Raw genomic sequence first — 26843 nt, forward strand, 5'->3', positions numbered from 1 at the left:
TCACTCCGTGCCGCCGGATGTCGTGCTGTCGGATGTCGTGCTGTCGGACGTCGTGCCGTCGGGGCGGGTGGTGGCGAGTGCTTCGCGGACCTGGGGCACGGTCAGCCACTGCTGCGGGGCCAGGATCTTCGCCACCTGCGGGGCGAAGGAAGGAGAGGAGACCACCACCTCGGGCGTCGGGCCGTCCGCGACGACCTCACCGTCGGCGAGGATCACCACCCGGTGCGCCAGTTCGGCGGCCAGCTCCACATCGTGGGTGGCCAGTACGATCGCGTGCCCGTCCGCCGCCAGACCGCGCAGGATGCCGATCAGCCGGGCCTTGGCCGCGTAGTCCAGACCGCGCGTCGGTTCGTCGAGCAGGAGCAGCGGCGGCTTCCCGGTCAGCACCAGCGCCAGGGCGAGCGCGAGGCGCTGCCCCTCCGACAGGTCGCGGGGGTGGGTGGAGTCGGGGACGTCCGGCAGCAGCGCGGTCACCAGCGCACGGCAGGTGCCCGGGTCCGCGCCCGCGTCGTGGTCGGCCGCCGCGCACTCGGCGGCGACGGTGTCCGCGTACAGCAGATCGCGCGGCTCCTGCGGGACGAGGCCCACCAGGCGGACCATCTCGCGCGGCGCCGTCGTCGCGGGGGTCTTCCCGCCGACCAGGATGCGGCCGGAGGTCGGGCGGTGCATGCCGACCAGGGCGTTCAACAGGGTTGATTTGCCTGCCCCGTTGCGGCCCATGAGGGCGAGGGTCTCGCCGGGGCGTACGGACAGGGAGACGTGCCGCAGGGCTTCGATGCGGCCCCTGCGCAGCACCAGGCCCCCGGCCTCGGCGACCGGGGGAGCGGCGGGCGGCTCCGGGACCGGGGCCGGGGCGAGGTCCGCGAGCTCGGAACGCAGCGGGGCGGCCCGGCGCCGGGCGTCCCGTACCGACAGCGGCAGCGGGGACCAGCCGGCCAGCTGGCCGAGCCCCACCACCGGAGGGTGGACGGGGGACACGGCCATCACTTCGGCGGGCTCGCCCATCACGGGGGCGAGTCCCGGACCAGGAAGGAGGACGACTTGATCGGCGTACTGCACCACCCGCTCCAAGCGGTGCTCGGCCATCAGGACGGTGGTGCCGAGATCGTGCACCAGACGTTGCAGCACCGCCAGGACCTCCTCGGCGGCGGCCGGGTCCAGGGCGGACGTCGGCTCGTCCAGGACGAGGACCTTGGGGTGACTGGTCAGCACCGAGCCGATGGCCACGCGCTGCTGCTGCCCGCCGGACAGGGTGGCGATCGGACGGTCGCGCAGATCGGCGAGGCCCAGCAGGTCGAGGGTCTCCTCGACCCGGCGGCGCATCACGTCCGGGGCGATGCCGAGCGACTCCATGCCGTACGCGAGCTCGTCCTCGACGGTGTCGGTGACGAAGTGCGACAGCGGGTCCTGGCCCACGGTGCCGACCAGGTCCGCCAGTTCGCGCGGCTTGTGGGTGCGGGTGTCCCGGCCGTCGACGGTGACCCGCCCGCTCAGCACGCCCCCGGTGAAGTGCGGCACCAGCCCGGAGACCGCCCCGAGCAACGTCGACTTGCCGACCCCGGACGGGCCCACGAGCAGCACCAACTCGCCCTCGGGGACCGTCAGATCGACGCCCTGGAGGGCGGGCGCGGCAGCACCCTCGTACCGCACGGAGACGTTCTCGAACCGGATCACTTTTGCTTTCCTCTGACAGGGACAGTGACAGCGGGAGGCGCGGAGGCGGTGGACGCCGGGGTGGCGATCGGCGGCACCGGGGCCACGAAGGCGGGCAGCAGCCCCACCAGCACCGACAGCGCGGGCCACAGCGGGAACTGCGGTGCCACCAGCGGCAGCACCCCCGGATGCAGGGCCTGTGGAGCGTACGAACCGGCCCAGATCATCGACGCGGCCACCACCATCCCCGACCCCGCGACCAGCCAGGCCCGTACTCCCCAGCGGTCCGGCCGGTACCGGGTGCGCACACTGCGCCGCCCGCCCAGCCGCAGCCCCGCCATCGCGGCCGCCAGCCCGATCAGCAGCACGGGAAGCCCGTACCCGGCACCCTGCGCGGCGAGCAGTCCGTACGCACCGGCGCAGACGCCGAGCAGCCCGCCGAGGGTGAGCGCCGTCGTCAGGTGCCGTACCCGGGGCGGCACCTGGGCGGTGCGGCCGTATCCCCGGGCGTCCATCGAGGCGGCGAGGGCCACGGACCGTTCCAGCGCGCCCTCCAGTACCGGCAGGCCGATCTGGAGCAGCGCCTTCACCCCGCCGGTGGGACGGCCGCGCAGCCGCCGGGCGGTCCGCAGCCGTACGACGTCGGAGACCATGTTCGGGGCGAACGTCATCGCGACGACGACCGCCACCCCCGCCTCGTACAGCGCGCCCGGCAGCGACTTGAGCAGCCGGGCCGGGTTGGCCAGCGCGTTCGCCGCGCCCACGCAGATGAGCAGGGTGGCCAGCTTGAGGCCGTCGTACAGGGCGAAGACGAGCTGTTCCGCGGTGACCTTCCCGCCGATCCGTACCCCTTGCGCCCAGTCAGGGAGCGGTACTTCGGGCAGGGTGAAGAGCACGTGCTGGCCCGGGATCGGCGAGCCGAGGAACACCGAGAACACCAGCCGGATCACCAGCACCATCAGGCCCAGCTTGACGAACGCCCCGTACGAGCGCGCCCACGGCGCGTCCGTACGCCGCGCCGCGACCACGTACCCGGCCACCGCGACGATCAGCCCGAGCAGCAGCGGGTTGGTGGTGCGGGAGGCGGCGGTGGCCAGCCCCAGCGCCCACAGCCACCAGGCCCCGGCGTGCAGTGCGTTGCTGCGGCTGGCGGCGGGGGCCCGCAGTGCGTCGCGGCTCATCCCCGGCGGCGGCGTGCCTGCCACACGGCAGCGGCGCCCAGCGCCAGAACCGCGGCGAGACCGACGATCACCCCGGCCGACGGGCCCGAGCCCTCACCGTCGTCCGAGGCCGAAACGGAACGGGAGGTGGCAGGGCTGGGGGTGGCCGGGTCCGATGCCTGGGAGGAGTTCCCCGCGACCTGCTCCGCGCACCCGGACTTCGGGTAGCCGGCGATGGCGCACAGCAGGGCCGTGTGGTTGTAGCGCAGCGGCTTGGCCACCTCGGCCAGTGCCTCGGCGGACGTCGCGTCCTTGTCCACCTGTGCGCACACGCTGCGCGGCGCGGGCGGAACCTCACCGTCCGGAGCGTCCTGGGGGGTGCCGAAGTCCAGGACGAGAGCGACCCGCTTGGTGCCCTCCTGGGCCGGGGTCTTCGCACAGACCGCGGCGAAAGCGGCCTCCCCGCGCGGCTTGGCGGCGTCCTGCGAGTCCTTGCTCACCGAGAACCGGAATCCCTGGACGGAGCCGTCGGCCGGACGGGTGGTGGCGGCGCCCTGGGTCGCGTACGTCCACTTCGAGCCGTCGCGCTCCCAGAACGACCAGTACCGGTAGCCGGAGGCCGAGTCCGCCGCGGCAGCGGAGCCCGTGGGCAGCAGGATGCCAAGCGCCACTGTCAGTACGAGCAGCAGTGCGGAGCACCTCGCGGGCCGCTGCACGGGCCGTTTCGCGGGCCGCGTCACAGCTGCTGGTTCTTCTTGTTGCGGCCGCTGATCAGGAAGCCCGCGCCCATGCTCGCCACGAACGCGACGCCGACGATCCACCAGGTGGCGGACGAACCGCCGCCGTCGTCCTTCTTGGCCTCGTCCTTCTTCGTGTCGTCGGCGTCCTTCTTCACCTGCGGCGCGGGCCCGGTCGCGTTCAGCTGCTCGACGAGGTCGGCGCCGCCGAAGGCGCGCGGGTCCATGCCGGTGGCCTTCGCGGCGAGGATCAGCTGGGCGTACGCGGCGGGGCCGCTGGTCTTCGCCCAGGCGGCGGAGTTCTTGGACAGCCACTCGGCGGGCTTGGCGGCCGCGTCCTTGTGACCGGCGGCGGCCAGCGCCACCACGGCATCGGCGGTGTTGCCGAAGTCGGGCTTGGCCTCGGCGCCGGGCATCGCCGACATCAGGTGCGAGCCGTTCTTCTCCAGCGTCCTGGCGAGGTAGTCGGAGCCGCCGTCCACGGCCGCCTCCGGGGTGGTCATGCCCTCCCCGCAGGCGGAGGCGGGCTTGAGCGCCTCGTTGTTCTTCGCCGGCGTGATGACCGGCACCTTCTCGGAGAACGCGGTGACCACGGCGGCGGTCGCGTCGGCGTTCGGGAAGAGCTTTCCGGACTTGTCCGCCTGGAAGGCGAAGGAGCCCTGGTTCTTGAGGTCGCCGTCGCACGGCACCTGGAACGTCAGCAGGGCGTCGAGCGGCGACTTCCAGTCCTTGCCCTTGACGTCCTTGGGCTTCTCACCGGCGGACAGCAGCGCGCCGGTCACGAGCGAGGTGGAGTTGGCGTCGCTCGGCGTTCCCGGTACGTAGGGCCAGCCGCCGTCCTTGTTCTGGACGGACTTCAGCCAGGTCACGGCCTTCTGCACGGCGGCGTCCTGCCCGCCGAGCGCGGTCAGCGTCTGCACGGCGGCGGCCGTCGCGTTGGTGTCCAGCATCGTCTTGGCGTCACAGGCCTTGCCCGCGTCCGCGCGGAAGGCGGCGAAGCCGCCGTTGTCGCACTGCTGCCCCACCAGCCAGTCCACGGCCTTCGCGGCGGGTTTCACCCCGACGCTGTTCTGCGCGAGCAGGGCCAGGGACTGCCGGAAGACACCGTCGTACGTCGGGTCGCCCTTGCCGTACAGCCCGGAGGGGATCGCCACCGGCGTCGGGGCCGGCGCGGCGAAGGCGGCCGGAGCGGCCACCGCACCGAGGACGGCGGCGGCGGCGAGCGCTGCGGCGCTGCGGCGAAGGGTCATGTCGGTGGTGCCTCTCCTGAAGGGCGGCCGGGCACGGACCCCTGCGAAAGGCACCGCGGCACCGGCCCCGTATACCTCTACCTCGACGGTGCCGAGCCAGTCATGCGGGCCGGGTGTTCCGACTCTTCGCACCCCGGCGAGGGTTCTCGCGCGAGGGGAATCACGGTTGCGGGTCAGTGCCGGATTCGCACCGGCTTCTCCCGTACGGGCATGATGACGACTCGCACACTCTACCGACCCGTGGGGGAGCGGGCCCGCCGCTGGGGCCGGGCGGGCGGCGCCCTCCTACAGATTCCGTACGAGGGTCCAGAGCGCGGCCACCGTCACGAGCGCGACCGCTCCGCGCCCGCCGAGCGCCGGCCGGTAGCGCTCCCCGCGCAGCGTGGCCGCACCCCACCGCCCGTACAGCCACAGCGCCCACGGGGCGGCGAGCAGCAGCACCGGGTTGGCGCGGAACGCGCCGGACGGATCGCCGTGCAGCAGGCTGTACGTCATACGGGTGCCGCCGCAGCCCGGGCAGTCCAGCCCGGTCACCGCCTTCCACGGGCAGCGCAGGAACACCTGGCCGGGGTCGTACGGGCTGTGCAGATACACGTACCAGAGCCCCGCGAGCCCGGCCGCCGTGACGAGCACGGGCAGCAGACGCACGGGCAGCGGGCGCACGGCCAGCGGGCGCACGGGGCGGCGGGAGGGAGCGGTCGTCACGGCAGGTCAGGTGCGCAGGACCCGGCCCTGGGCATCGGTCTTGTTGTCGGTGACCAGCAGCAGGATGGCGTCGATCAGCGCCCAGACGCCGAGGCCACCGCAGGTCAGCAGCTGGGCGACGCCCATGCCGATGTGCCCGGTGTAGAAGCGCCCGACGCCGAAGCAGCCGAGGAAGAGCTGGAGCAGACCGGCCGCGATCTTCGACTTCTCGGAGTACGGGCGCCCGAACCGGTCGTAGCCGTACGGGGCGTCGGGAGAAGGCGGGGGCGGTGCGGCGTAGGACATGGAGGTGCTGTCGCTCTCTGTGGGACGAAACGGGGGCAACCCTCTCATGCTCGTGATCCGCAGGTGCGAGCCCGGGGGGACAAAGGCCCTGTTCAGGGCGCCGGAAGTCCCGAGTTCCGGCGATCGGGCCGGGGCCGGTGCGTCGTCAGGCCGCCGTGTACGTCACCGGGTCGCTGCCCGGGACCGCCTCCGCGTGCCCCAGTTTCACCAGGCGGCGCAGATGTGCCTCGGCCTCCGAGACCGCGATGTTGCGCGAGCCGTAGGGGATCTGGTCCCAGGGCCTGTTCCACTCCATGCGCACCGCGAGTTCCCACGGGGTCAGGGGAGTGGCGAGCAGGGTGCGCAGCTGGGCGAGGCGTTCCTCGTGGTGGGCGAGGAGCTCCTCGACGCGTTCGCCCGGCTTGGTGAAGGGGTGCTGGTGGGCGGGGAGCACCTCGGCGGCGCCCAGCCGGGCGATGCGCTCCAGGGAGGCGAGGTAGTCGCCGAGGGGATCGGTGACGGTGGCGTCGTCGGGGTCCTCGTAGAGGCCGATGTGCGGGGTGATGCCGGGGAGGAGGTGGTCGCCGGAGAAGAGGCGGCCGTTCCCGGGGAGGCCGGCCGGGTGCTCCTCCTCCAGGTGCAGGCACACATGCCCGGGCGTGTGGCCGGGGGTCCATACGGCGCGCAGCGCACGGCCCGCCAGCGGCAGCAGCTCCCCGGGCACGATCTCGCGGTCGGGCAGCGCCGCCCGCAGCCCCGGCAGTGTGCGCATCCGCCCCGACTCGCGGGCCGCCCTGAGCGGGCCGAGGTGGTCCTCGGGGGCTCCGGCGGAGGCCAGTTTGGCGGTCAGGTAGTCGAGCCAGACGTCCGGTTCGGCGTCGCGGGTGCGGCGGACCACCTCGGTGTCGGCGGCGTGCATCGCGATCCACGCCCCGGAGGCGTCCCGCACCTGCCCGGAGAGGCCGTGGTGGTCGGGGTGGTGGTGGGTGATGACCACGCCGTGGATGTCCTCGACCCGCACGTCGAGGGCGGCCAGCCCCGCCGTGAGGGTGTCCCAGGAGGTGGGGTCGTCCCAGCCGGTGTCGATCAGGACGGGGCCGAGGCCGGTGTCCACGAGGTGTACGAGGGTGTGGCCGAGGGGGTTGTCCGGGATCGGGACCTTGATGCTCCAGACGCCGCCGCCGTGCTCGGTCGTCCGTGGCGCCGGAGTCGTCATGGTTCCCCCAACTGTCGCGAGTGGTGCGGGACTTGCCGTGCCGTCACTATAACTAGAACGGGTTCCAGTGCGAGGTCGGGGACGAGGCGCCTGCCAACCCCCAGGTCTCTAGGGGTTGTTGTAGGGGTCGGCCCCTGGTTGTCCCGGATGGGCCGGATGGCTGTACGCGGACAAGATCGGGGCATGACGAACACGGCGCACACCACACACACCACACACACCACGCACACCACACGTACCAAGCACGCCGAGCCGGCCTCGCACACCGCCGCCCCCCTCGCACCCCTCTCCCGTCCCACCCGGTTCGCCCTCGTCGCCGCCCCCGCGGCCCTCGTCGCGTACGGCGCCATCCGCCTGCTCAGCGAGCGCGGCACCCCGGGCATCGGCTGGACGCTGGGCCACCTCGCCATGCTGGCCGGAGTGCTGCTCTTCGTGCCGGTCCTGCGCCACCTGCACCGCTCGGCCCCCGCGTCGAGGCGCCCGGTGGCCTCGGCCGCCCTGGTGGTGACGGGCGCGGGGCTCGTCGCGACCGTCGCACAGGCGGCGATCGACCTGACCGCGGGGCTGATGGCCGAGGACCGTCCCGCGATGCGCGAGATCTTCCGCCAGGTCAAGGCCGTCCCCGGGGTCGAGCCGGTCGTCTACGGGATCGTCCCGCAGTTCTTCTTCCTCGGTCTGATCGTCCTCGCGGCCCTGATCGCGGCCCCCGCCCGCACCCGGATCGTCATGGTGTCCGCCCTGGTCCTCGGCACCGTCTGCATGGCCGTGAACCTCGACCTCCTCTCCCTGGGCGGCCTCTGCTTCCTGGCCGCGTTCACCCCGCTCCTCCTGGCCGGCCGCGTCGGGCCCCTTCCCCGTACGAACTAGAACTGGTATCAGTTCGGGGACAGCAGTAGCTGATAGAGCGTCAGCAATGGTGCACCGGGCCGGACTTGCGGGAGGCGACAGTCATGACCGAACTCGTCGAACACCAACAGCTCTTCATCGCGGGGAAGTTGGTCGAGCCGCTCGGTTCGGACGTCATCGAGGTGGTCTCCCCGCACACCGAGCAGGTCATCGGCCGGGTCCCGCACGCCAGTGAGGCGGACGTGGACCGGGCGGTCGCGGCGGCCCGGCGCGCCTTCGACGAGAGCCCCTGGCCCCGGATGCCGCTGGACGAGCGGATCGCCGTCGTCACCCGCATCAAGGACGCCATCGCGGTGCGCCACGAGGAGATCGCCCGCGTCATCACCTCGCAGAACGGCACCCCGTACACCGCGAGCATCATGATGCAGGCGCTCGCCGCGATGATGGTGTGGGACTCGACGATCAAGGTCGCGCAGGACTTCCCGGTGGAGACGCGCCGCACCGGCGTCCTGGGCAATCTGCTCGTACGGCGCGAGCCGGTCGGCGTCGTCGCGGCGATCGTCCCGTGGAACGTCCCGCAGTTCACGGCGGCGGCCAAGCTGGCCCCGGCCCTGCTCAGCGGCTGTACCGCCGTACTGAAGACCTCCCCCGAGACCCCGCTCGACGGCTACCTCCTCGCCGAGATCTGCACGGAGGCGGGCCTTCCGGAGGGCGTCCTGTCCATCCTCCCCGCCCAGCGCGAGGTCAGCGAGTACCTGGTCTCGCACCCCGGCGTCGACAAGGTGTCCTTCACCGGCTCGGTCGCGGCGGGCAAGCGCGTGATGGAGGTCGCCTCCCGCAACCTCACCCGCGTCACCCTCGAACTCGGCGGCAAGTCGGCCGCCGTGATCCTCCCCGACGCCGACCTGGAGTCCACGGTCGCGGGCATCGTCCCCTTCGCCTGGATGCTCAACGGTCAGGCGTGCGTGGCCCAGTCGCGCATCCTGGCCCCGCGCTCCCGCTACGACGAGTACGCCGAGGCCTTCGCCGCCGCCGCGAGCGCGCTCAAGGTCGGCGACCCGATGGACCCGGCCACCGAGGTCGGCCCCCTGGTCGCCCAGCGCCAGCAGCAGCGCTCCCTCGACTACATCCGCATCGGCCAGGAGGAGGGGGCCAAGATCCTGGCGGGCGGCGGGCGTCCGGCCTCGTACCAGAAGGGCTGGTACGTCGAGCCCACCCTCTTCGGCGGCGTCGACAACTCCATGCGCGTGGCCCGCGAGGAGATCTTCGGCCCGGTGATCTGCCTGCTGCCGTACGAGGACGAGGCGGAAGCGGTCCGCATCGCCAACGACTCCGACTACGGCCTGAGCGGCAGCGTCTGGACGGCGGACGTCGAGCACGGCATCGACCTCGCCCGCCGCGTCCGCACCGGCACCTACTCGGTCAACACCTTCAGCATGGACATGATGGGCCCCTTCGGCGGCTACAAGGACTCCGGCCTGGGCCGCGAGTTCGGCCCCGAGGGTTACGGCGAGTACCTGGAGCACAAGATGATCCACCTGCCCGCCGGTCACGAGACCAAGGCCCAGGGCGAGGAGCAGGGCGAGGCCCAGGGCGCGGGTCAGGACGCCTGATGGGTGACCGCTGGCACGTCGAGGTCGACCGCTCCGTCTGCATCGGCTCGGGCATGTGCGCCGGTACGGCCCCCACCGCCTTCCGCCTGGACTCCGCCCGCCAGTCGCACCCGGTCACCCCGGACGTCGACGCCGACGAGGACGTACTGGCGGCGGCGGAGAGCTGCCCGGTGGAGGCGATCGTGATCGCGCTGCGGGAGACCGGGGAGCCGGTGTTCCCGCCGGAGGAGTAACGGCGGTACGAGTACGGGGAGTGGCGGGGCCGGGAGGGGCGGCGCGGGCAGGGGCGGCGCGGGGAGTGGCAGCGCGGGCAGGGGCGGGCCCGGGAATCGGCCCGGCCCGCCCGGCCCCGTTACTGCTCCGCCGGCCGCTCCGCCGACGTCACGTCGATCAGCCGGCACACCGTCTCGATGTCGATCTTGACCTGGGCGATCGAGGCCCGCCCCGAGAGCCAGGTGATCAGGGCCGAGTGCCAGGTGTGCTCGATGACGCGGACCGCCGAGAGCTGCTCCGGGGTGGGGCGGTCCTGGGGGTCCGAGAGGCCCATCGCGTCAAGGATGATCGCGGTGGTCTGGCGGGAGACCGTGTCCACCTCCGGGCTGACCGAACGGTCGGCGAAGGTCAGCGCGCGGACCATCGCGTCGGCCAGGTTGGGTTCGCGCTGCAGGGCGCGGAAGGCGCGCATCAGGGTCTCCGCGACGCGCTCCGAGGACGAGGCGGCCGCCGGGGGGTGTTTGCGCAGAGTGGTGTGCATGTGCTGGAGCTGGTCCTGCATGGTGGCGACCAGCAGGTGCACCTTGGAGGGGAAGTAGCGGTAGAGCGTGCCCAGTGCGACGCCCGCCTCCTCCGCGACCTCGCGCATCTGGACCGCGTCGAACCCGCCCCGGCTGGCCAGCTGCGCGCTGGCGTGCAGGATCCGGCGGCGGCGGGCCTCCTGGCGTTCGGTCAGGGGAGGAGCGGCAGCGCCGGGGCCGCTGCCGCCGCCGAGCCGCCCGGCAGCGTTGCCGAGACCACCGGTGCTCCGCCCAGACCCGGCACCCGCGCTCCGCCCGGCCCCCGCCCCCGCGCTCCGCCCCGTGCTTCCGGCGCCCGCCGTTCTGGCTTCCGCTTTCATGCCTGTCCCCGTGTTCCGTGTGTTCCCTGGGTGCCCCGTGCGCTCCACGCGCTCCCGCCCGAGAGCCGTGGCGCGAATCACCTGATCCGGACCTTACGCCGCCGCTTGGTGCCGGTAGATTCAAAGCTCCGTGTTCGATCAACTCTGGAACTTGTTCTAGATTAGCGCCAGCGGCTACGCTCCGGCGGAAGTGCGTCAAGAAGGGGGCCGAGAGTGACCGCTGAGGCCATACAAGCGGACCCCCGTGCAGGGGACGCCAAGAGCGTGGAAGCCGCCACCGGAGCCGGGGAGCGCCCGCTGCGCATCGCGCTCCTCTCGTACAAGGGGAACCCGTTCTGCGGCGGCCAGGGCGTCTACGTCCGCCATCTCTCCCGTGAGCTCGCCCGGCTCGGGCACAGCGTCGAGGTGCTCGGCGCCCAGCCGTACCCCGTGCTCGACGAGGGCGTACCGCTCACCGAGCTGCCCAGCCTGGACCTCTACCGCAGCCCCGACCCGTTCCGCACCCCCCGGCGGGGCGAGTTCCGGGACTGGGTCGACGCGGTCGAGTTCGCGACGATGCGCACCGGCGGGTTCCCCGAGCCGCTGACCTTCTCGCTGCGGGCGAAGCGCCATCTGGCCGCCAGGCGCGGCGAGTTCGACGTCGTGCACGACAACCAGACGCTCGGCTACGGGCTGTTGGGCGACCTCGGCGCCCCGCTCGTGACGACCATTCACCACCCCATCACCGTCGACCGGCAGCTCGACCTCGACGCCGCCGCGACCCGGCTCAAGCAGCTCTCGGTCCGCCGCTGGTACGGGTTCACCCGCATGCAGAAGCGGGTCGCGCGCCGGCTGCCGTCCGTGCTCACCGTCTCCGGCTCCTCGCAGGCCGAGATCGTCGAGCACCTGGGCGTACGCCGCGACCGGGTCCACGTCGTGCACATCGGCGCCGACACGGAGCTGTGGTCGCCCGACCCCTCCGTCGCCGAGGTCCCCGGCCGGATCGTCACCACCTCCAGCGCCGACGTCCCCCTCAAGGGCCTGGTCCACCTCGTCGAGGCGCTCGCCAAGCTCCGCGCCGAGCGGCCCGAGGCGCACCTGGTCGTCGTAGGCAAGCGCGCCGAGGACGGCCCCGTCGCCCGGGCGATCGAGCGGTACGGGCTCCAGGACGCCATCGAGTTCGTCAAGGGCATCACCGACCAGGAACTGGTCGACCTCGTGCGCGGCGCGCAGATCGCCTGCGTACCGTCGCTGTACGAGGGGTTCTCGCTGCCCGCCGCCGAGGCCATGGCCACCGGCACCCCGCTCGTCGCCACCACCGGCGGCGCCATCCCCGAGGTCGCGGGCCCCGACGGCGAGACCTGCCTCGCCGTGCCGCCGGGCGACGCCGACGCGCTCGCCGGACAGCTCGCGCGGCTGCTCGGCGACGCGGACCTGCGCAGCCGCCTCGGTGCGGCCGGACGCGCCCGGGTGCTCGCCAGGTTCACCTGGAAGCAGGCCGCCATCGGCACCGCCGAGCGCTACCGCGAGGCCATCGCGGCCCGGGCGGCCGTACGGCAGGGCTCCCTCAAGCCATAGGCGCCGCACGCCACTTGACGTAACGCCCACGAAGTACCGACGCAGACGTGACCGAACCACCCCCACCGCCGGATGAAAGCTGAGCCCCCGTGCTGACCGTGGACTTTTCCCGCTTCCCGCTCGCCCCGGGCGACCGCGTCCTCGACCTGGGCTGCGGCGCCGGACGGCACGCCTTCGAGTGCTACCGGCGCGGTGCCCAGGTGGTGGCCCTGGACCAGAACGGCGACGAGATCCGCGAGGTCGCCAAGTGGTTCGCCGCCATGAAGGAGGCGGGCGAGGCCCCCGAGGGCGCCACCGCCACCGCCATGGAGGGCGACGCGCTCAACCTCCCCTTCCCGGACGCCTCCTTCGACGTCGTGATCATCTCCGAGGTCATGGAGCACATACCGGACGACAAGGGCGTGCTCGCCGAGATGGTCCGGGTCCTGCGGCCCGGCGGCCGGATCGCCGTGACCGTGCCGCGCTACGGACCCGAGAAGGTCTGCTGGGCGCTCTCGGACGCGTACCACGAGGTCGAGGGCGGCCACATCCGCATCTACAAGGCCGACGAACTGCTCGGCAAGATGCGCGAGGCGGGCCTCAAGCCGTACGGCCAGCACCACGCGCACGCCCTGCACTCGCCGTACTGGTGGCTCAAGTGCGCCTTCGGCGTCGACAACGACAAGGCGCTGCCGGTCAAGGCGTACCACAAGCTCCTGGTCTGGGACATCATGAAGAAGCCGCTGCTCACCAAGGTCGCCGAGCAGGCCCTCAACCCGGTCATCGGCAAGAGCTTCGTCGCGTACGCCACCAAGCCGCACCTGCCGGCCGACGCCGCGACCGCCGGTACGGAAGCCCGGTCCGCTGCGGACACCAAGTCCGGTACGGACACCAAGTGACGAGCCCCGGCTACACCGAACACCTCGTCCTGCCCGGCGTCCTGACGGCCGATCAGGCCGCCGAGACCGTCGCGGGCATCCTCGCCGGACAGCGCGAGGACGGCGCCATCCCGTGGTTCCGCGGCCACCACCTCGACCCGTGGGACCACACCGAGGCCGCGATGGCGCTGGACGCGGCGGGCGAGCACGAGGCGGCGGCCCGGGCGTACGACTGGCTGGCCGAGCACCAGAACCCGGACGGCTCCTGGTACGCGGCGTACGACGACGGCGACCACACCCGCCCCACCGACCGCTCCCGCGAGACCAACTTCTGCGCGTACATAGCCGTCGGCGTCTGGCACCACTACCTGGCCACCGGCGACGACGCGTTCATCGACCGGATGTGGCCCGCCGTGTACGCGGCCGTCGAGTTCGTGCTCGCCCTCCAGCAGCCGGGCGGGCAGATCGGCTGGAAGCGCGAGGACGACGGAACCCCCGTCAACGACGCGCTGCTGACCGGGAGTTCGTCCGTCCACCAGGCGCTGCGCTGCGCGCTCGCCATCGCCGAACAGCGTGAAGAACCGCAGCCCGACTGGGAGTTGGCGGTCGGCGCGCTGCGGCACGCGATCCAGAAGCACCCCGAGCGGTTCCTCGACAAGTCCCGCTACTCGATGGACTGGTACTACCCGATCCTCGCCGGAGCGATCACCGGACCGGCCGCCAAGGAGCGCGTCGAGAACGACTGGGACGCCTTCGTCGTACCGGACCTGGGCGTGCGCTGCGTACTGCCCAACCCCTGGGTGACCGGCGGCGAGAGCTGCGAACTCGCCCTGGCCCTCTGGGTGATGGGGGAGTCCGACCGCGCCCTGGAGATCCTCCAGTCCATCCAGCACCTGCGCGCGGACGACGGCAGCGGCATGTACTGGACGGGCTACGTCTTCGAGGACGAGGCGATCTGGCCGAGGGAACTCACCACCTGGACGGCCGGCTCTCTGCTCCTCGCGGTGGCCGCGCTCGGCGGCGAGGAGGCCACCTGCGCGGTCTTCAGCGGTGAGCGGCTGCCGCTGGGCCTTGACCCGGACTGCTGCTGAGGCCCGGCCCTGAGAGGGGTACGTCAGCGCCGGCGCACGGCGCCCGCGAGGGCGTGCCCCACGAACAGGTAGACCACGGCGGGCAGCCCGTAGCCCGCCACCACGCGCGCCCACTCCTCGTCGAAGGTGAACAGGTCGTAGGACCAGCCGGCCAGGAAGTGCGCGGCGTCCTTGATGAACCCGACCAGGGCGTTCCCCTGGTTGGCGTCCAGCAGGTAGAAGAGGATCCACAGGCCGAGGATGAGAGCGGCGATGTCCGCGACGACGGCGATCAGGGTGGCCGCGGGATTTCCGGTGCGGGTTCGTGTGGACATGCCGAACATGTTGCCGATTTGACGTGCGTCAAACCCGGATGGCCCTGTCCTGGTGGTGGGCGGGCGGGGCGCGGGCGACGCTGCGGGGAAGTGCGCTCACGTCACTGTCGTCGCCCAGGCCCCGGGAGGCCCGCTGTGCCCCGTACCCTCACCGCCACCCCCGCCCGTCGCGCACTCGTCGCGGTGCCGCTGACCTGCGCACTGCTGGTGCCGCTCGCGGCGTGCAACGACAAGGACAAGAACGCGGCGACCAGCACGGCGGCCAACGCGACGGGCACCGCCTCGCCCAGCACCCAGGCCGAGAAGCAGAAACTGGCCAAGACCCGGTTCGTCGCCAACGCGTCGCTGGCCGCCGGGGCCGCGTACCAGTGGATCGTGAAGCCCTTCAAGGCGGGCAAGTTCCAGAGCGGCGCCGACGGGCGGAAGTTCGCCATGGTCAAGGCCGGGCTCGCGGGCGCCTTCACGTACAACAGGCTGAAGGCCGCGGTGAACAACGCCAAGGGCGACGAGCTCCTCTCCAAGGCGGTCGCCCCGCTCTCCCAGGGCATCGAGTCCCTCAAGGGGCTGGGTACGAAGCTGGCGGCGGGCACCGTGGGCGCCGGTGAGGTCGGGCTCTTCGAGAAGGTCATCGGGGGCGTCAAGGACGCGGGCAAGGATGCCGGTGCCCAGGTGGTGGACAAGGTGCCGTCCGCGGGCGAACTGGCCAAGGGCGGCTCCCCGGCAGGGCAGCCCGCGCAGCGGGAGTTGCCCGCCAACGGCCGTGCGGCGAGCGACGGATAAGCCGTTGGCGGCGGGTGGCCGCCCGCCTAGAGTGCGGCCATGACGCTTCTTGACCATGACCGTTACTGCGACCAGATCATCGAGGAGACCGCCCGCATGCGCGCGGCGGTCCTCGGTGCGGACCTCGGGGCGAAGGTGCCGTCCTGTCCCGAGTGGACCTTGCGCGACCTGCTCCAACACACCGGCTGGGCGCACCGCTGGGTGTACGAGACCGTGTCGAAGCGGTCCGCCGAGGTGATACCTCCCGAGTCCGTGCAGAACGCCGACGGCCCCGGCACCGACGACCCCGCCGCCCTCGACGCCTGGCTGGCCGAGGGTGCCGAGATGTGCGCCTCCGTACTGCGCGAGGCGGGACCCGACGTACAGGTGTGGACCTGGGCGCCCACCGACCGCCCGACCCTGTTCTGGGCCCGCCGGATGACCCACGAGACGGTCGTGCACCGCGCGGACGCCGCGCTGGCGGTCAAGGCTTCCTACGAGGTGGACCCGGAGGTCGCGGCCGACGCCATCGACGAGTGGATGTGGATCGGCGCGCTGCCGCAGACCCTTCAGCAGCGCCCCGAGCTGCGCGAACTCTTCGGCGATGGCCGCACCGTCCACTTCCACGCCACCGACACCGAGCCCGCCCTGAACGCCGAGTGGACCATCGACTTCACCGGTGAGGCGATCGAGTGGCGGCGTGGTCACGAGAAGGCCGCCGTCGCCCTGCGCGGACCGCTCACCGACATCCTCCAGGTGTTCTACCGGCGGCAGTCGCCGGACGCCGGGAACGTGGAGGTGCTGGGCGACCGCGCGCTGCTCGACCAGTGGCTCGGTCAGATCGCCTTCGACTGACGCACCCTCATCTGACTTGCCATGTCTAGGAGTTGAGCTCGGCGAGCGTGCGCAGGGTGTGCGGGTCCGGTGCGGTGACCAGCAGGTCGGTCACCGGGCCCGCGCGCCACAGCTCCAGCCGCTCCGCGATCCGCTCGCGCGGCCCGACCAGCGAGATCTCGTCGGCGAAGGCGTCCGGTACGGCCAGTACCGCCTCCTGTTTGCGTCCGGCGAGGAACAGCTCCTGGATGCGGCGGGCCTCGGCCTCGTACCCCATCCGCGCCATCAGGTCGGCGTGGAAGTTCTTCGCCGCGTGCCCCATCCCGCCGATGTAGAAGCCGAGCATCGCCTTCACCGGCAGCAGCCCTTCCGCCACGTCGTCGCAGACGTGCGCACGCGCCATCGGCGCCACCATGAAGTCCTTGGGTACGTCGGTGAGCCGGTAGACGTCCGGGCGGGTCGGCGACCAGTACAGCGGCAGCCAGCCGTCCGCGATGCGGGTGGTCTGGGCGATGTTCTTGGGGCCCTCGGCGCCGAGCAGGATCGGCAGGTCGGCCCGCAGCGGGTGGGTGATCGGCTTCAGCGGCTTGCCGATCCCGGTGCCGTCGGTGCCCCGGTACGGGTGTTGGTGGAAGCGCCCGTCCAGCTCCACCGGGCCCTCGCGGCGCAGCACTTGGCGCACCACCTCGACGTACTCCCTGGTCGCGGTCAGCGGACTGCGCGGGAACGGCCGGCCGTACCACCCCTCCACCACCTGCGGCCCGGAAAGGCCGAGTCCGAGCATCATCCGCCCGCCCGACATGTGGTCCAGGGTCAGTGCGTGCATCGCCGTCGCGGTCGGCGTACGGGCCGCCATCTGCACGATCGCGGTACCGAGCCTGATCCGGCTGGTGTGAGCCGCGTACCAGGTCAGCGGCGTGAAGGCATCGGAGCCCCAGGCCTCGGACGTCCACACCGAGTCGTAGCCGAGCCGCTCCGCCTCCTGTACGAGTTCCAGCGTGCCGGGGTCCGGGCCGCGGCCCCAGTAGCCGAGAGCGAGTCCAAGTCGCATGCCTGGGCCTCCTGTTGACGTACCGACGTATCTGATGGGGCGTCAGGGACTGTACGGGGTCCGACCCGCGGAGGCCATGGGCAAACGGCGGCGGCCCCCGCTTCCCCGGTGGGGGAGGCGAGGGCCGCCGCCGCGCCGAGCGGGGGAGCGGTCAGCCGCGCTGGATCCCCGTGGTGTCCTGGAGCAGGCCGCGACGGCCGTCCTGGGTCTGGGCGACCAGGCCGGGACCGCGCTGGTCCACCGCCAGGTACCAGGTGCCGGGCGCCAGTTCGGCGATCGGCGTGGGCGCACCGTCCTCCGGGTACAGCGGACGGGCGACCGGGACCGCGAACCAGAACGGGGCGAACCCGGAGGCGTCGGCGGCCGGGGCCGGCTGGGCGCCCTGGTCGGGCTGACCGGCGGCCGGGGCCTGGCCGGTGGCCGGGGCCTGGCCGGTGGCCTGCGGGTCCTGGGTGGCGCCGCCCGGGTAGCCGTAGCCGCCGGGGGCGGGCTGGCCGCCGTACGACGGCTGCTGCTGACCGGCCGGGTAGCCGTAACCGGCACCGGGCTGGCCCGGCTGGGCGCCGTACGGGTTGGGCGGCTTCGGGGCACCCATCAGCGGGGCCTTGAGGGCCGGCACCAGCGGGGAGGCGACCGCACCGCCGGCGAGCACCAGGGCGGCGATCAGGCCGAGGATCATGCCCGCGCCCGCGCTGCCCGCGTCGATGATCGTCCAGAACGCGGTCCAGGCCGCGAAGACCGCCAGGGCCACGCCGAACTGCCCGAGCTCGATGCCCGCCACCTTGCGCGGAGCCGGCAGCCCGCGCGCCACGACGATCAGCGCCGCGGCAATCACCCCGGCGAGAAACATGCTCATCAGAAGCCCGAGGGAATCCCAGGCGTTGAAGGTCGAGGTGTCCCTGGGGCAGAACTGGCCGGTGCACGCGGGAGCGGAGACCAGGCTGAGGAACGAGGCGATGAACAGCACCACCGCTGCTCCGATCACCACGCCATCACCACGTGTGAGTGAGCGGATGTTCACGTAAAGTCCTTTATCAGTCGTCTCTTCGGGGCGGCTGTCGCTGCGCCGATTTGCGCGGTACTCGCGAAACGGTCCTTGCGAACAGTGCTCGCTAAGACTGGTGCGAAGCTCGGGGGTGGCTCCCCATCGTACGGATGAATGTATCGTCCGATCCCCGGGGGCGTCCCCATGGTTGCCGGACGGTAACCAGGCGTACTTCCCGAACGTGATGTTGGCCGACCCCGCGACTGTGCCCAACCGTCGAACCGTCGAACTGCCGGACGTGCCCGACGGGTCGGACGGGGGAGAGTCCTACCCCTTCAGGAAGCTGCTGATGCCGTCGGCCATGCCCTGGGCGGCCTTCTGCCGCCAGGAGGCACTCGACAGCAGTGCGATGTCCTGCGGATCGCGCATGTTGCCGCACTCGATGAACACCTTGGGAACGGTCGAGAGATTGAGCCCGCCGAGGTCGTCGCGGACCACCAAACCGGTCCTGCCGCCGAGGTAGTTGGCGGGGGCGTCACCGGTGACCCGTACGAAATTTCCCACGATGCGCTCGCCGAGATCGCGTGAGGGGCCGACGATCGAAGAGGTGTCCGCGTCCCCGGAGTTCACCCGTGCGGGCAGGATCACATGGAACCCGCGGTGACCGGCGGACGAACCGTCCGCATGGACGGAGACCACCGCGTCCGCCTTCGCCTCGTTTCCGATACGGGCGCGCTCGTCGATGCACGGGCCGAACGGACGGTCGCCGTTCTGGGTGAATTGGACGGTTGCGCCCTGCTTTTCGAGAATTGCTTTCAGGCGGCGCGAAACGTCGAGTGTGAATTCCGCCTCGGTGTAACCCGCATTGCTCGCCGTACCGGTGGTGTCGCATTCCTTGCGGTTGGTTCCGATATTCACTTGGCGATTGATTTCGCGGGTGTGCCGGAAATTGCCGAGGTTGTGTCCGGGGTCGACGACGACGGTGCGTCCGGAGAGGGGGCCGGGGGTGCTGGGGCGGGGCGGGGCGGTGGTGCCCCCGGTGTTCTCGGCGCTCTTGGTGGGCTTGGGGGCCGGGGTGGGGGCCGTGGCCCTCGGGCTCCGGGGGGCCGGGGTCGTCGCGTGGGTGGCCGACTGGCCGGGCAGGGGCAGCACCTGCGGGGCCTGCTCCCCGCCCGGGCCGCTCATCGCCTGCCAGATGAGCCAGCCCGCCAGGGCGGTGGGCACCAGCGCGGCGACCACGATCAGGGTGTTGCCGCGACCTCGGCGCGGGGTCGGCTCGGGCGGGGACACGTGGGGGTACTGACCGTCGTACGACACAGGGCGATGCTATGCGGGCCGCTCAGATCCCCGAGCCCGTACGCCGCAGTACGCGCAGCGAGTCGGTCACCGAGACCTCGGTGAACGCGCCGGACGCGAGGGCGCGAAGGTACACGCGGTACGGGGCCTGGCCGCCGTCGGCCGGGTCCGGGAACACGTCGTGGATGACGAGGAGGCCCTCGGGGGCGAGGTGCGGGGCCCAGCCCTCGTAGTCGTTGGTGGCGTGCTCGTCGGTGTGTCCGCCGTCGATGAAGACGAGGCCGAGGGGGCTGCCCCAGATCCGGGCGGCCTGCGGCGAACGTCCGACGAGCGCGAGAACCCGGTCCTCCAGTCCGGCCCTGTGCAGGGTGCGGCGGAAGGTCGGCAGCGTGTCCATGACCCCCAGCTCGGGGTCGACCGTCGTCGGGTCGTGGTACTCCCACCCCGGCTGCTGCTCCTCGCTGCCCCGGTGGTGGTCGACGGTCACGACCGTCACCCCGGCCTCGCGGGCGGCGTCGGCGAGCAGGAGCGTGGACCGCCCGCAGTACGTCCCCACCTCAAGCAACGGCAGCCCGAGCCGCCCGGCCACCTCGACGGCGGCGGCGTGGAGCGCGAGCCCTTCGCCGAGGGGCATGAAGCCCTTGGCGGCCTCGAAGGCGGTGAGGGTGTGGGGCGTGGGGGCGGACATGTGTCGACTCCTCGGGGGGCGGGGTGGGCCGGGGCGGGGTGCTGGCTGAGCTGGGGTCATGCTGCCGCATGGCCGTACGGGCGCGTCGAGCGGGTCGCGCCCGCAGCGGACCCCCGCCCGTCAATCCGGCATCTGACCTTCCGTCAGAATGGAACGTGTTCTACTCTGCCCGACCATGGGCATCGGAATCACACGCGAACACCGCGAGCTGGCCGAAGCGGTACGCGGCTGGGTCGGGCGGGTGGCGTCGCCGCAGGACGTACGCAAGCTCCTCGACGGGGAGGCGCCGGAGAGCGGTCGTCCCGGGTACTGGGACGGCGCCGCCTCCATGGGCCTCCTCGACGTCCACCTCCCCGGCGCCGGCGACGGCACCCTCCTCGACCTCGCCGTCGTCCTGGAGGAGACCGGGCGAGGGGCCCTCCCCGGCCCCTTCCTCCCCAGCGTCCTCGCCGCCGGCCTCCTCCACCGCGGCGGCCGCCCCGAGCTCGCCGCCGGGCACCCCGTCGCCGCCGTCGCCACCGGCCCCGGCACCCTCACCGCCGTGGCCGTCGAGGGCGGCGGCTACGTCCTCGACGGCACCGCGCCCCCCGTCCTCGCCGCCACCCCCGACGCCGACCTCGTCCTCCTCGCCGCCGAAGCCGCCCACGGCACCGTCTGGCTCGCGGTCGACGCCTCCGGCCTGGCGATACGCGTGCAGACCTCGGCCGATCCGACCCGACCCACCGGCGAGGTCACCGCCGACGGCGTCCAGGTGCCCGGCGGGCGCGAACTCGCCCTCACCACCGCCCTGGTGACCGACGTCGCCGCCGTCCTGTACGCCGCCGAAGCCTGCGGCACCGCCGCCTGGGCGCTCGACACCGCGACCTCCTACGCCAGGACCCGCGAACAGTTCGGCCGGCCCATCGGGCAGTTCCAGGCCGTGAAGCACCTCTGCGCCGACATGCTCGTACGGGTGGAACAGGCCCGCGCCCTGGTCTGGGACGCGGCCAACGCCGTCGACGAGGCGCCCGACGTGCGCGGGCTCACCGCCGCCCTCGCCGCAGGCTCCGCCCTCGACGCCGCCTGGTCCTGCGCCAAGGACTGCATCCAGATCCTCGGCGGCATCGGCTTCACCTGGGAGCACGACGCCCACCTCCACCTCCGGCGCGCCCTCGTCGCACGGCAGTTGCTCGGCAACGGGGACGGCCACCGCCTGCGGGCCGTGCGGCTCGCCGCCGCCGGGGCCCGGCGTGAGCTGCGTACCGAACTTCCCGCCGAGGCGGACGCCTACCGCGCCCGGGCCCGCGAGGCCGTCGAAGCTGCCCGGGGGCTCGACCCCGCCGCCGCCCGCCGCGTACTCGCCCCCACCGGCTACGCGGCACCGCACCTGCCCGAACCGTACGGACTCGGCGCCGGGCCCGTACAACAGCTCGCGGTGCAGAGGGCGTTGAGTGCTGCCGGGGTTTCTCTCAGCGGCCTCGGCATTGCCACCTGGGTCGTTCCCTCGCTCCTCGCGCACGGGTCGAAGGAGCAGCAGGAGAGGTTCGTACCGGCCACCCTGCGTGGTGATGTGATGTGGTGTCAGCTGTTTTCGGAGCCGGACGCCGGGTCCGATCTCGCCTCCTTGCGCACCCGCGCCGAGAAGACCGACGACGGGCAGTGGCGGATCAACGGGCAGAAGGTGTGGACCTCGGCCGCCCAGTGGGCCGACTTCGGCATCCTGCTCGCCCGTACCGACCCCGCCGCCCCCACCCGCCATCAAGGGCTCGGCTTCTTCGTCGTCGACATGAAGAACACCCCCGGCATCGACATCCGCCCCCTCAAGGAGATCACCGGCGACTCCCTCTTCAACGAGGTGTACTTCGACGACGTCCTGCTGCCCGCGGACGCCCTGGTGGGGGAGGAGACCGGGGGCTGGAAGGTCGCCCGCAACACCCTCGGCAACGAGCGCGTCCACATGGCCGACCAGGTCGCCTTCGACACCGGCCTGGAGGCGCTGATCACCCGGTGCGCCGACCTCGACGGCGCCACCCGCGCCCGCCTCGGCGCCCTCGCCGCCGAGGCGCACGCCCTCGCCTGCATCTCGCTGCGCACCACCCTCCAGCGCGTGGACGGCCTGGAGGCGGGCGCCGGGGCGAGCATCCGCAAGCTGGTCCAGACCCCGCACCAGCAGCGGATCGCCGAACTCGCCCTCGAACTCCTCGGCCCCGAAGGGGCTTTGAGGGAGGGGGCGGGGGAGCGGGCCGTGCACGGGTTCCTGATGTCCCGCTGTCTGACCATCGCGGGCGGCACCACCCAGGTCCAGCTCAACGTCGTCGCCGAGCGCATCCTCGGCCTCCCGCGCGACTGAGGATCCACGGCCAAGGATCAAGGATCAAGGAAGAGGACGGACATGAAGGCGTACATCGTCGGTGTCGGCATGACCAAGTTCGAGAAGCCCGAATCGCGCGACTGGCAGTACTGGGACATGGCCAAGGAGGCGGGCTCCGCCGCGCTCGCCGACGCGGGGGTCGAGTACGGCCAGGTCCAGCAGGTCCCCGTCGGCTACTGCTTCCAGGCCTCCACCGCAGGCCAGCGCGCCACGTACGAACTCGGCCTGACCGGCATCCCCGTCTACAACGTCAACAACAACTGCGCGACGGGCTCGACCGCGCTGATGATGGCGCGCCAGTTCGTCGAGGGCGGCATCGCCGACTGCGTGCTGGCGCTCGGCTTCGAGAAGATGAAGCGCGGGGCGCTCGGCGGCGGCAGCGACGGCGGGGACTTCGCCACCTCACCCGTCGCCCGCCACTACGGCATCATGGCCGCGCGGCACGGTTTCGAGATGACCCCGCCCACCGCCCAGATCTTCGGCGACGCCGCCCGCGAGCACATGGAGCGGTACGGCACCACCGAGGCACAGCTCGCTGCGGTCGCGGCGAAGAACCACAAGCACTCGCAGGCCAACCCGTACGCCCAGTTCCAGGACCCGTACACGGTCGACGAGATCCTCGCGGCGAAGACCATCCACCGGCCCCTCACCAAGCTCCAGTGCTCCCCGACCTCCGACGGCGCCGCCGCGGCCGTCGTCGTGTCCGAGCGCTTCGTCGTCGAGCACGGCCTGCACGAGGCGGCCGTCGAGATCGCCGCCCAGGCCATGACCACCGACACCGAGGAGTCCTTCGCCTCGGGATCCTGCATCGACGTCGTCGGACAGCCCATGTCGCGGGAGGCGGCCCGCCAGGTGTACGCGGCCGCCGGCCTCGGCATCGAGGACATCGACGTGATCGAGCTCCACGACTGCTTCTCCATCAACGAGCTGCTGACCTACGAAGCCCTGGGCATGTGCCCCGAGGGCGGCTCCGGCAAGCTGGTCGAGTCCGGCGCGACGACGTACGGGGGGCGCTGGGTCGTCAACCCGTCCGGCGGCCTGATCTCCAAGGGCCACCCGCTGGGCGCCACCGGAATCGCCCAGGCCGCCGAGCTGACCTGGCAACTCCGCGGCGAGGCGGACGGCCGCCAGGTACCGGGCGCACGGGTGGGGCTCGCCCACAACATCGGCCTCGGCGGGGCGGCGGTCATTACCGTCCTGCGCAAGGGATAGGTCCTAGGTCCAGGGGCCGGGGACCCATGCGCCGAAACGCGGATGTACGGGGCACCCGGTACCTGCGACCATGACAGGCATGGTCCACCAAGCCCCCACCGATACCGACAGCGACCCCCGTAGCGACGCAGACGGTCACATATCCCCGGCCCGCAGCCGCCGCCCCGTCCCCACCTGGGCGGTGGTCTTCCTCGCCTGCGCCGGACAGTTCCTGGTCGTCCTCGACGTGTCAGTGGTCAATGTGGCCCTGCCCTCCATGCGCGCCGAACTGGGACTGAGCTCCACCGGCCTGCAGTGGGTGCTCAACGCGTACTCGATCGCCTTCGCCGGATTCATGCTGCTCGGCGGCCGGGCCGCCGACATCTACGGCCGCAAGCGCGCCTTCCTCGTCGGCCTCGCCGTCTTCACGGCCGCCTCGCTGGCGGGCGGCCTCGCCCAGGAGGGGTGGCAGATCGTCGCGGCCCGCGCCGTCCAGGGCCTGGGCGCCGCGATCCTCGCCCCGGCCACCCTCACCCTCCTCACCTCGGCCGTCCCCGAGGGCGCGGCCCGCGCCCGTGCGATCGGCACCTGGTCGGCGGTGGGCGCGGGCGGCGGCGCGGCGGGCGGCTTCGTCGGCGGTGTGCTCACCGACACCCTCTCCTGGCGCTGGACCCTGCTGATCAACGTGCCGGTGGGCGCGCTGGTACTCGTCGGCGCCTTCTTCTACCTCTCCGAGAGCCACGCCCGCGAGGGCCGCCGCCTGGACCTGCCGGGCGCGGTCCTGGCCACGGCCGGGCTCGCCACCCTCGCGTACGGCATCGTCCAGACCGAGGACGCGGGCTGGACGGCGGCGGCCACCCTGGTCCCGCTGTGCGGCGGCATCCTGCTCCTGCTCCTCTTCCTCTTCGTCGAATCCCGCACCCGCGCCCCGCTGATGCCGCTGAAGCTCTTCCGCGTCCGCTCGGTGTCGGCGGCGAACGCGGCGATGTTCATCAACGGCTCGGCGATGTTCTGCATGTGGTTCTTCATGACCCTGTACGCGCAGAACGTCCTCGGCTACACCCCGCTCGGCGCGGGCCTGGCCCTGGTCCCCAGCTCCCTCGCCATCGTCACCGGCTCCAAGCTGGCGCCCCGCCTGATGGCGGCCGTCGGCCCCCGCCCCCTGGTCGTGCTCGGCAGCCTGATCGCCGCCACCGGCTTCGGCTGGCAGTCCACCATGTCCGCCGACGGCACGTACGCCACCGCGATCCTCTTCCCCGGCATCCTGATGATGTTCGGCGCCGGCCTCTCCTCCACCCCGCTGGCCGCCCTCGCCACCTCGGGCGCCGCCCCCGGCGACGCGGGCCTGGTCTCCGGCCTCATCAACACCTCCCGCACCATGGGCGGCGCACTGGGCCTCGCCGTCCTCTCCACCTTCGCCGCCGCCCGCACCAACGGCGGCACCGACCCCGAGTCCCTGACGGCGGGCTATGCCCTGGCCTTCCGGATCGGCGCGGGCGTCATCCTGGCGGGCGTCGTACTGGCGATGGTGTGGCTGCCGAAGGGGGAGAAGAGGGTAGTGACGGTGGAGTAGGTACGGAGGGACCTCCTCCGTACCCCGCGCAACCCGTGTCCCCAGCCCCCGCCAACGTGAGGAACCGCCCCGTGATCGTCGTCGCCGGTGAGGCCCTGATCGACCTGGTTCCGCAGCGCGGCGGCGACGCACTGGCGCCGCTGCTGCCCGCGCGCGGCGGCGGTCCGTACAACACGGCCGTGGCGCTGGGCAGACTCGGTGCGCGGGTCTCCTTCTGCTCGCGCGTCTCCACGGATGCCTTCGGTACGTCGCTGGTGGCGCGCCTCGGCGAGGAGGGCGTGGGGACCGATCTGGTGCAGCGCGGGTCCGAGCCCAGCACCCTCGCGCTGGCCGCCCTCGACGCGGCGGGCTCCGCCTCGTACACCTTCTACGTGAACGGGAGCGCCGACCGCCTCTTCGCCCTCCCGCCCCGACTGCCGGACGGCGTACGGGCGTTGTCGGTCGGGACGTGTTCGCTCGTGCTGGAGCCGGGGGCGAGTGCGTACGAGGAACTGCTGCGGAGGGAGGCGGCGCGGGGCGTGTTCGTCGCCCTGGACCCGAACATCCGCGCCGGGCTGATCGACGACCCGGCCGCCTACCGCGCCCGCTTCCGCTCCTGGCTGCCGTCGCTCTCGCTGCTCAAGCTGAGCGAGGAGGACGCCGAGTGGCTGGGTGCCGACGTACCCGGATGGCTGGCGGCGGGTCCCGCGGCGGTGGTCCTCACCCGGGGCGGGGACGGGCTGACGGTCTTCGTGCGCGGGGGAGGGGAGTGGTCGGTGCCCGGCGGGAAGGCCGACGTCGTCGACACGATCGGCGCGGGCGACACGGTGAACGCCGCCCTGCTGCACGCGCTCGCCGAGCGGGAGCTGCTGGCGCCGGGAGCCCTGTCCGGGGTGAGCGGTGCGGAGTGGCAGGAGATCCTCGGCTTCGCGGCCCGGGCGGCGGCCGTCACCTGCTCGCGGGCGGGCGCGGAGCCGCCGTACGCAAGGGAGTTGTGAGCGGGGCGCTGTGAGCCGGGTGATCACTGGTGGCACAGTGGTGGGGATCCGCACCACCCCTGCGCAACGGAGGAGCACACCCGGCATGGCGTTCATCTACGACACCACCCTCAAGCCGTCCAAGCCGGAGCTGCTCGCGGCGTGGCTGCCCACCCGGCCCTGGTACCGGGGCACCTCCAGTACACCGGAGCTGACCCCGACGCCCGGCTTCCGGCTGGACGACCCGGCGGGCGAGGTCGGCATCGAGTTCCACCTGATCGCCGAGGGGTCCACCGTCTACCTGGTGCCCGTCACCTACCGGGGCGCACCCCTGCCCGGTGCCCCGGACGACGCCCTCGTCGGCACCCTGGAGCACGGGGAACTGGGCAAGCGCTGGGTGTACGACGCGACCCACGACCCGGTCGCCGTCGCGCAGCTGCTCGCCGCGATCGAGGGCCGGGCGAAGATCCAGGCGCAGAGCGTCAGCGACACCCTCGCGGAGGGATTCACCCGGACGTACGAGGGTGAAGTCCCGCTGGAGGCAGGGGAGTTCACCACCTCCCACTCGGCGGACGCCACCGAGGTGCGGCTGGCGGGCGGCGCGGTGCTGCGGCTGCCGCGCACCCAGCCCGCCGCCCTTCCCGAGGACGCCCTCGGCCACCTCGTCGGCCCGCTCTCGCTGCCCGACGGCAGCCGGACGGACACCGCCCTGGCCACCCTGCACGCCTGACGGCGGCGGGCGCGCCCGCAACGGCCGGTCGAGTGGCGCGCCCGCACGCCGGT

Annotated in this window: 26 protein-coding genes; 13 read left to right on the forward strand and 13 right to left on the reverse strand. The window is 72.5% G+C overall.

Features of this window, described 5'->3' with window-relative positions; all coding sequences use genetic code 11:
- The 7 genes from ACZ5PB_RS14225 to ACZ5PB_RS14255 all read right to left on the reverse strand — a co-directional run bounded on the left by ACZ5PB_RS14225 (position 1) and on the right by ACZ5PB_RS14255 (position 6985).
- Positions 1-1674, reverse strand: a complete 1674-nt coding sequence (locus tag ACZ5PB_RS14225; RefSeq protein ID WP_468690936.1) for an ABC transporter ATP-binding protein — start codon at positions 1672-1674, stop codon at positions 1-3.
- Complete coding sequence (locus ACZ5PB_RS14230) at positions 1671-2834, reverse strand: energy-coupling factor transporter transmembrane component T (protein ID WP_468690938.1); 1164 nt, start codon at positions 2832-2834, stop codon at positions 1671-1673. Before ACZ5PB_RS14230 ends, ACZ5PB_RS14225 begins: the two co-directional genes overlap by 4 nt.
- Positions 2831-3553 (reverse strand): SCO2322 family protein, encoded by a 723-nt coding sequence (locus ACZ5PB_RS14235; protein WP_468690939.1) that lies wholly within the window; start codon positions 3551-3553, stop codon positions 2831-2833. Before ACZ5PB_RS14235 ends, ACZ5PB_RS14230 begins: the two co-directional genes overlap by 4 nt.
- Complete coding sequence (locus tag ACZ5PB_RS14240) at positions 3550-4800, reverse strand: prenyltransferase/squalene oxidase repeat-containing protein (RefSeq protein WP_468690941.1); 1251 nt, start codon at positions 4798-4800, stop codon at positions 3550-3552. Before ACZ5PB_RS14240 ends, ACZ5PB_RS14235 begins: the two co-directional genes overlap by 4 nt.
- Positions 4801-5085: 285 nt before the next feature.
- Positions 5086-5505: a DUF2752 domain-containing protein gene (locus ACZ5PB_RS14245; protein ID WP_468690942.1), complete on the reverse strand. Its 420-nt coding sequence runs from the start codon at positions 5503-5505 to the stop codon at positions 5086-5088.
- Between the two features lie 6 nt (positions 5506-5511).
- Positions 5512-5838: a TM2 domain-containing protein gene (locus ACZ5PB_RS14250; RefSeq protein ID WP_468690944.1), complete on the reverse strand. Its 327-nt coding sequence runs from the start codon at positions 5836-5838 to the stop codon at positions 5512-5514.
- A 97-nt stretch (positions 5839-5935) separates the two neighbouring features.
- The gene (locus ACZ5PB_RS14255; RefSeq protein ID WP_468690945.1) at positions 5936-6985 is read right to left on the reverse strand and encodes an MBL fold metallo-hydrolase; all 1050 of its coding nucleotides are present in this window, start codon (positions 6983-6985) and stop codon (positions 5936-5938) included.
- Positions 6986-7168: 183 nt separating this feature from the next.
- Between ACZ5PB_RS14255 and ACZ5PB_RS14260 the strand changes: the two genes are divergently transcribed.
- The 3 genes from ACZ5PB_RS14260 to ACZ5PB_RS14270 all read left to right on the forward strand — a co-directional run bounded on the left by ACZ5PB_RS14260 (position 7169) and on the right by ACZ5PB_RS14270 (position 9677).
- Positions 7169-7852, forward strand: coding sequence for a hypothetical protein (locus ACZ5PB_RS14260; RefSeq protein WP_468690946.1), 684 nt, complete (start codon positions 7169-7171; stop codon positions 7850-7852).
- 83 nt (positions 7853-7935) lie between these two features.
- Entirely contained in the window at positions 7936-9444 is a 1509-nt protein-coding gene (locus ACZ5PB_RS14265) for an aldehyde dehydrogenase (RefSeq protein WP_468690948.1), read from the forward strand.
- Positions 9444-9677, forward strand: a complete 234-nt coding sequence (locus ACZ5PB_RS14270) for a ferredoxin (protein WP_468690951.1) — start codon at positions 9444-9446, stop codon at positions 9675-9677. The genes ACZ5PB_RS14265 and ACZ5PB_RS14270 overlap by 1 nt, the downstream gene beginning before the upstream one ends.
- 119 nt (positions 9678-9796) lie before the next feature.
- Here the strand turns inward: ACZ5PB_RS14270 and ACZ5PB_RS14275 are convergent, their stop codons facing one another.
- Positions 9797-10558, reverse strand: a complete 762-nt coding sequence (locus ACZ5PB_RS14275) for a TetR family transcriptional regulator (RefSeq protein ID WP_468690953.1) — start codon at positions 10556-10558, stop codon at positions 9797-9799.
- Positions 10559-10771: 213 nt separating this feature from the next.
- On the opposite strand from ACZ5PB_RS14275, the gene ACZ5PB_RS14280 reads away from it, so the two are divergent.
- The 3 genes from ACZ5PB_RS14280 (at position 10772) to ACZ5PB_RS14290 (ending at position 14063) form a co-directional block, all read left to right on the forward strand.
- On the forward strand, positions 10772-12115 hold the full coding sequence (locus tag ACZ5PB_RS14280) for a glycosyltransferase family 4 protein (RefSeq protein ID WP_468690954.1): 1344 nt from the start codon (positions 10772-10774) through the stop codon (positions 12113-12115).
- 89 nt (positions 12116-12204) lie between these two features.
- Complete coding sequence (locus tag ACZ5PB_RS14285; protein ID WP_468690955.1) at positions 12205-12993, forward strand: class I SAM-dependent methyltransferase; 789 nt, start codon at positions 12205-12207, stop codon at positions 12991-12993.
- The gene (locus ACZ5PB_RS14290; protein ID WP_468690957.1) at positions 12990-14063 is read left to right on the forward strand and encodes a prenyltransferase/squalene oxidase repeat-containing protein; all 1074 of its coding nucleotides are present in this window, start codon (positions 12990-12992) and stop codon (positions 14061-14063) included. The genes ACZ5PB_RS14285 and ACZ5PB_RS14290 overlap by 4 nt, the downstream gene beginning before the upstream one ends.
- 23 nt (positions 14064-14086) lie before the next feature.
- Here ACZ5PB_RS14290 and ACZ5PB_RS14295 read toward each other — a convergent pair whose 3' ends face one another.
- The gene (locus ACZ5PB_RS14295; RefSeq protein WP_468690958.1) at positions 14087-14377 is read right to left on the reverse strand and encodes a hypothetical protein; all 291 of its coding nucleotides are present in this window, start codon (positions 14375-14377) and stop codon (positions 14087-14089) included.
- Between the two features lie 135 nt (positions 14378-14512).
- On the opposite strand from ACZ5PB_RS14295, the gene ACZ5PB_RS14300 reads away from it, so the two are divergent.
- Both ACZ5PB_RS14300 and ACZ5PB_RS14305 read left to right on the forward strand, forming a co-directional pair.
- Complete coding sequence (locus ACZ5PB_RS14300; RefSeq protein ID WP_468690961.1) at positions 14513-15157, forward strand: hypothetical protein; 645 nt, start codon at positions 14513-14515, stop codon at positions 15155-15157.
- 39 nt (positions 15158-15196) lie between these two features.
- Positions 15197-15991, forward strand: coding sequence for a maleylpyruvate isomerase family mycothiol-dependent enzyme (locus ACZ5PB_RS14305; protein ID WP_468690963.1), 795 nt, complete (start codon positions 15197-15199; stop codon positions 15989-15991).
- A gap of 25 nt (positions 15992-16016) precedes the next feature.
- Here the strand turns inward: ACZ5PB_RS14305 and ACZ5PB_RS14310 are convergent, their stop codons facing one another.
- From ACZ5PB_RS14310 to ACZ5PB_RS14325, 4 genes are all read right to left on the reverse strand, one after another.
- Positions 16017-17021, reverse strand: a complete 1005-nt coding sequence (locus ACZ5PB_RS14310; RefSeq protein WP_468690964.1) for an LLM class F420-dependent oxidoreductase — start codon at positions 17019-17021, stop codon at positions 16017-16019.
- 151 nt (positions 17022-17172) lie between these two features.
- Complete coding sequence (locus tag ACZ5PB_RS14315) at positions 17173-18042, reverse strand: DUF5336 domain-containing protein (protein ID WP_468690967.1); 870 nt, start codon at positions 18040-18042, stop codon at positions 17173-17175.
- A 291-nt stretch (positions 18043-18333) separates the two neighbouring features.
- Entirely contained in the window at positions 18334-19323 is a 990-nt protein-coding gene (locus tag ACZ5PB_RS14320; protein WP_468690968.1) for an N-acetylmuramoyl-L-alanine amidase, read from the reverse strand.
- Between the two features lie 22 nt (positions 19324-19345).
- The gene (locus ACZ5PB_RS14325) at positions 19346-19990 is read right to left on the reverse strand and encodes a class I SAM-dependent methyltransferase (RefSeq protein WP_468690969.1); all 645 of its coding nucleotides are present in this window, start codon (positions 19988-19990) and stop codon (positions 19346-19348) included.
- A 175-nt stretch (positions 19991-20165) separates the two neighbouring features.
- Here ACZ5PB_RS14325 and ACZ5PB_RS14330 point away from each other — a divergent pair, with 175 nt between their 5' ends.
- The 5 genes from ACZ5PB_RS14330 to ACZ5PB_RS14350 all read left to right on the forward strand — a co-directional run bounded on the left by ACZ5PB_RS14330 (position 20166) and on the right by ACZ5PB_RS14350 (position 26790).
- The gene (locus tag ACZ5PB_RS14330; RefSeq protein ID WP_468690971.1) at positions 20166-22319 is read left to right on the forward strand and encodes an acyl-CoA dehydrogenase; all 2154 of its coding nucleotides are present in this window, start codon (positions 20166-20168) and stop codon (positions 22317-22319) included.
- A gap of 42 nt (positions 22320-22361) precedes the next feature.
- Positions 22362-23552, forward strand: a complete 1191-nt coding sequence (locus ACZ5PB_RS14335; protein ID WP_468690972.1) for a lipid-transfer protein — start codon at positions 22362-22364, stop codon at positions 23550-23552.
- Between the two features lie 70 nt (positions 23553-23622).
- Complete coding sequence (locus ACZ5PB_RS14340; protein ID WP_468690973.1) at positions 23623-25104, forward strand: MFS transporter; 1482 nt, start codon at positions 23623-23625, stop codon at positions 25102-25104.
- Positions 25105-25175: 71 nt separating this feature from the next.
- Positions 25176-26081, forward strand: a complete 906-nt coding sequence (locus ACZ5PB_RS14345) for a carbohydrate kinase family protein (RefSeq protein WP_468690975.1) — start codon at positions 25176-25178, stop codon at positions 26079-26081.
- Positions 26082-26166: 85 nt separating this feature from the next.
- Positions 26167-26790 carry a maltokinase N-terminal cap-like domain-containing protein gene (locus ACZ5PB_RS14350; RefSeq protein WP_468690976.1) on the forward strand — a complete coding sequence of 208 codons (624 nt, stop codon included), beginning with the start codon at positions 26167-26169 and terminating at the stop codon, positions 26788-26790.
- Positions 26791-26843 lie beyond the last annotated feature (53 nt).

The sequence above is a fragment of the Streptomyces sp. NPDC032721 genome (assembly GCF_055579625.1).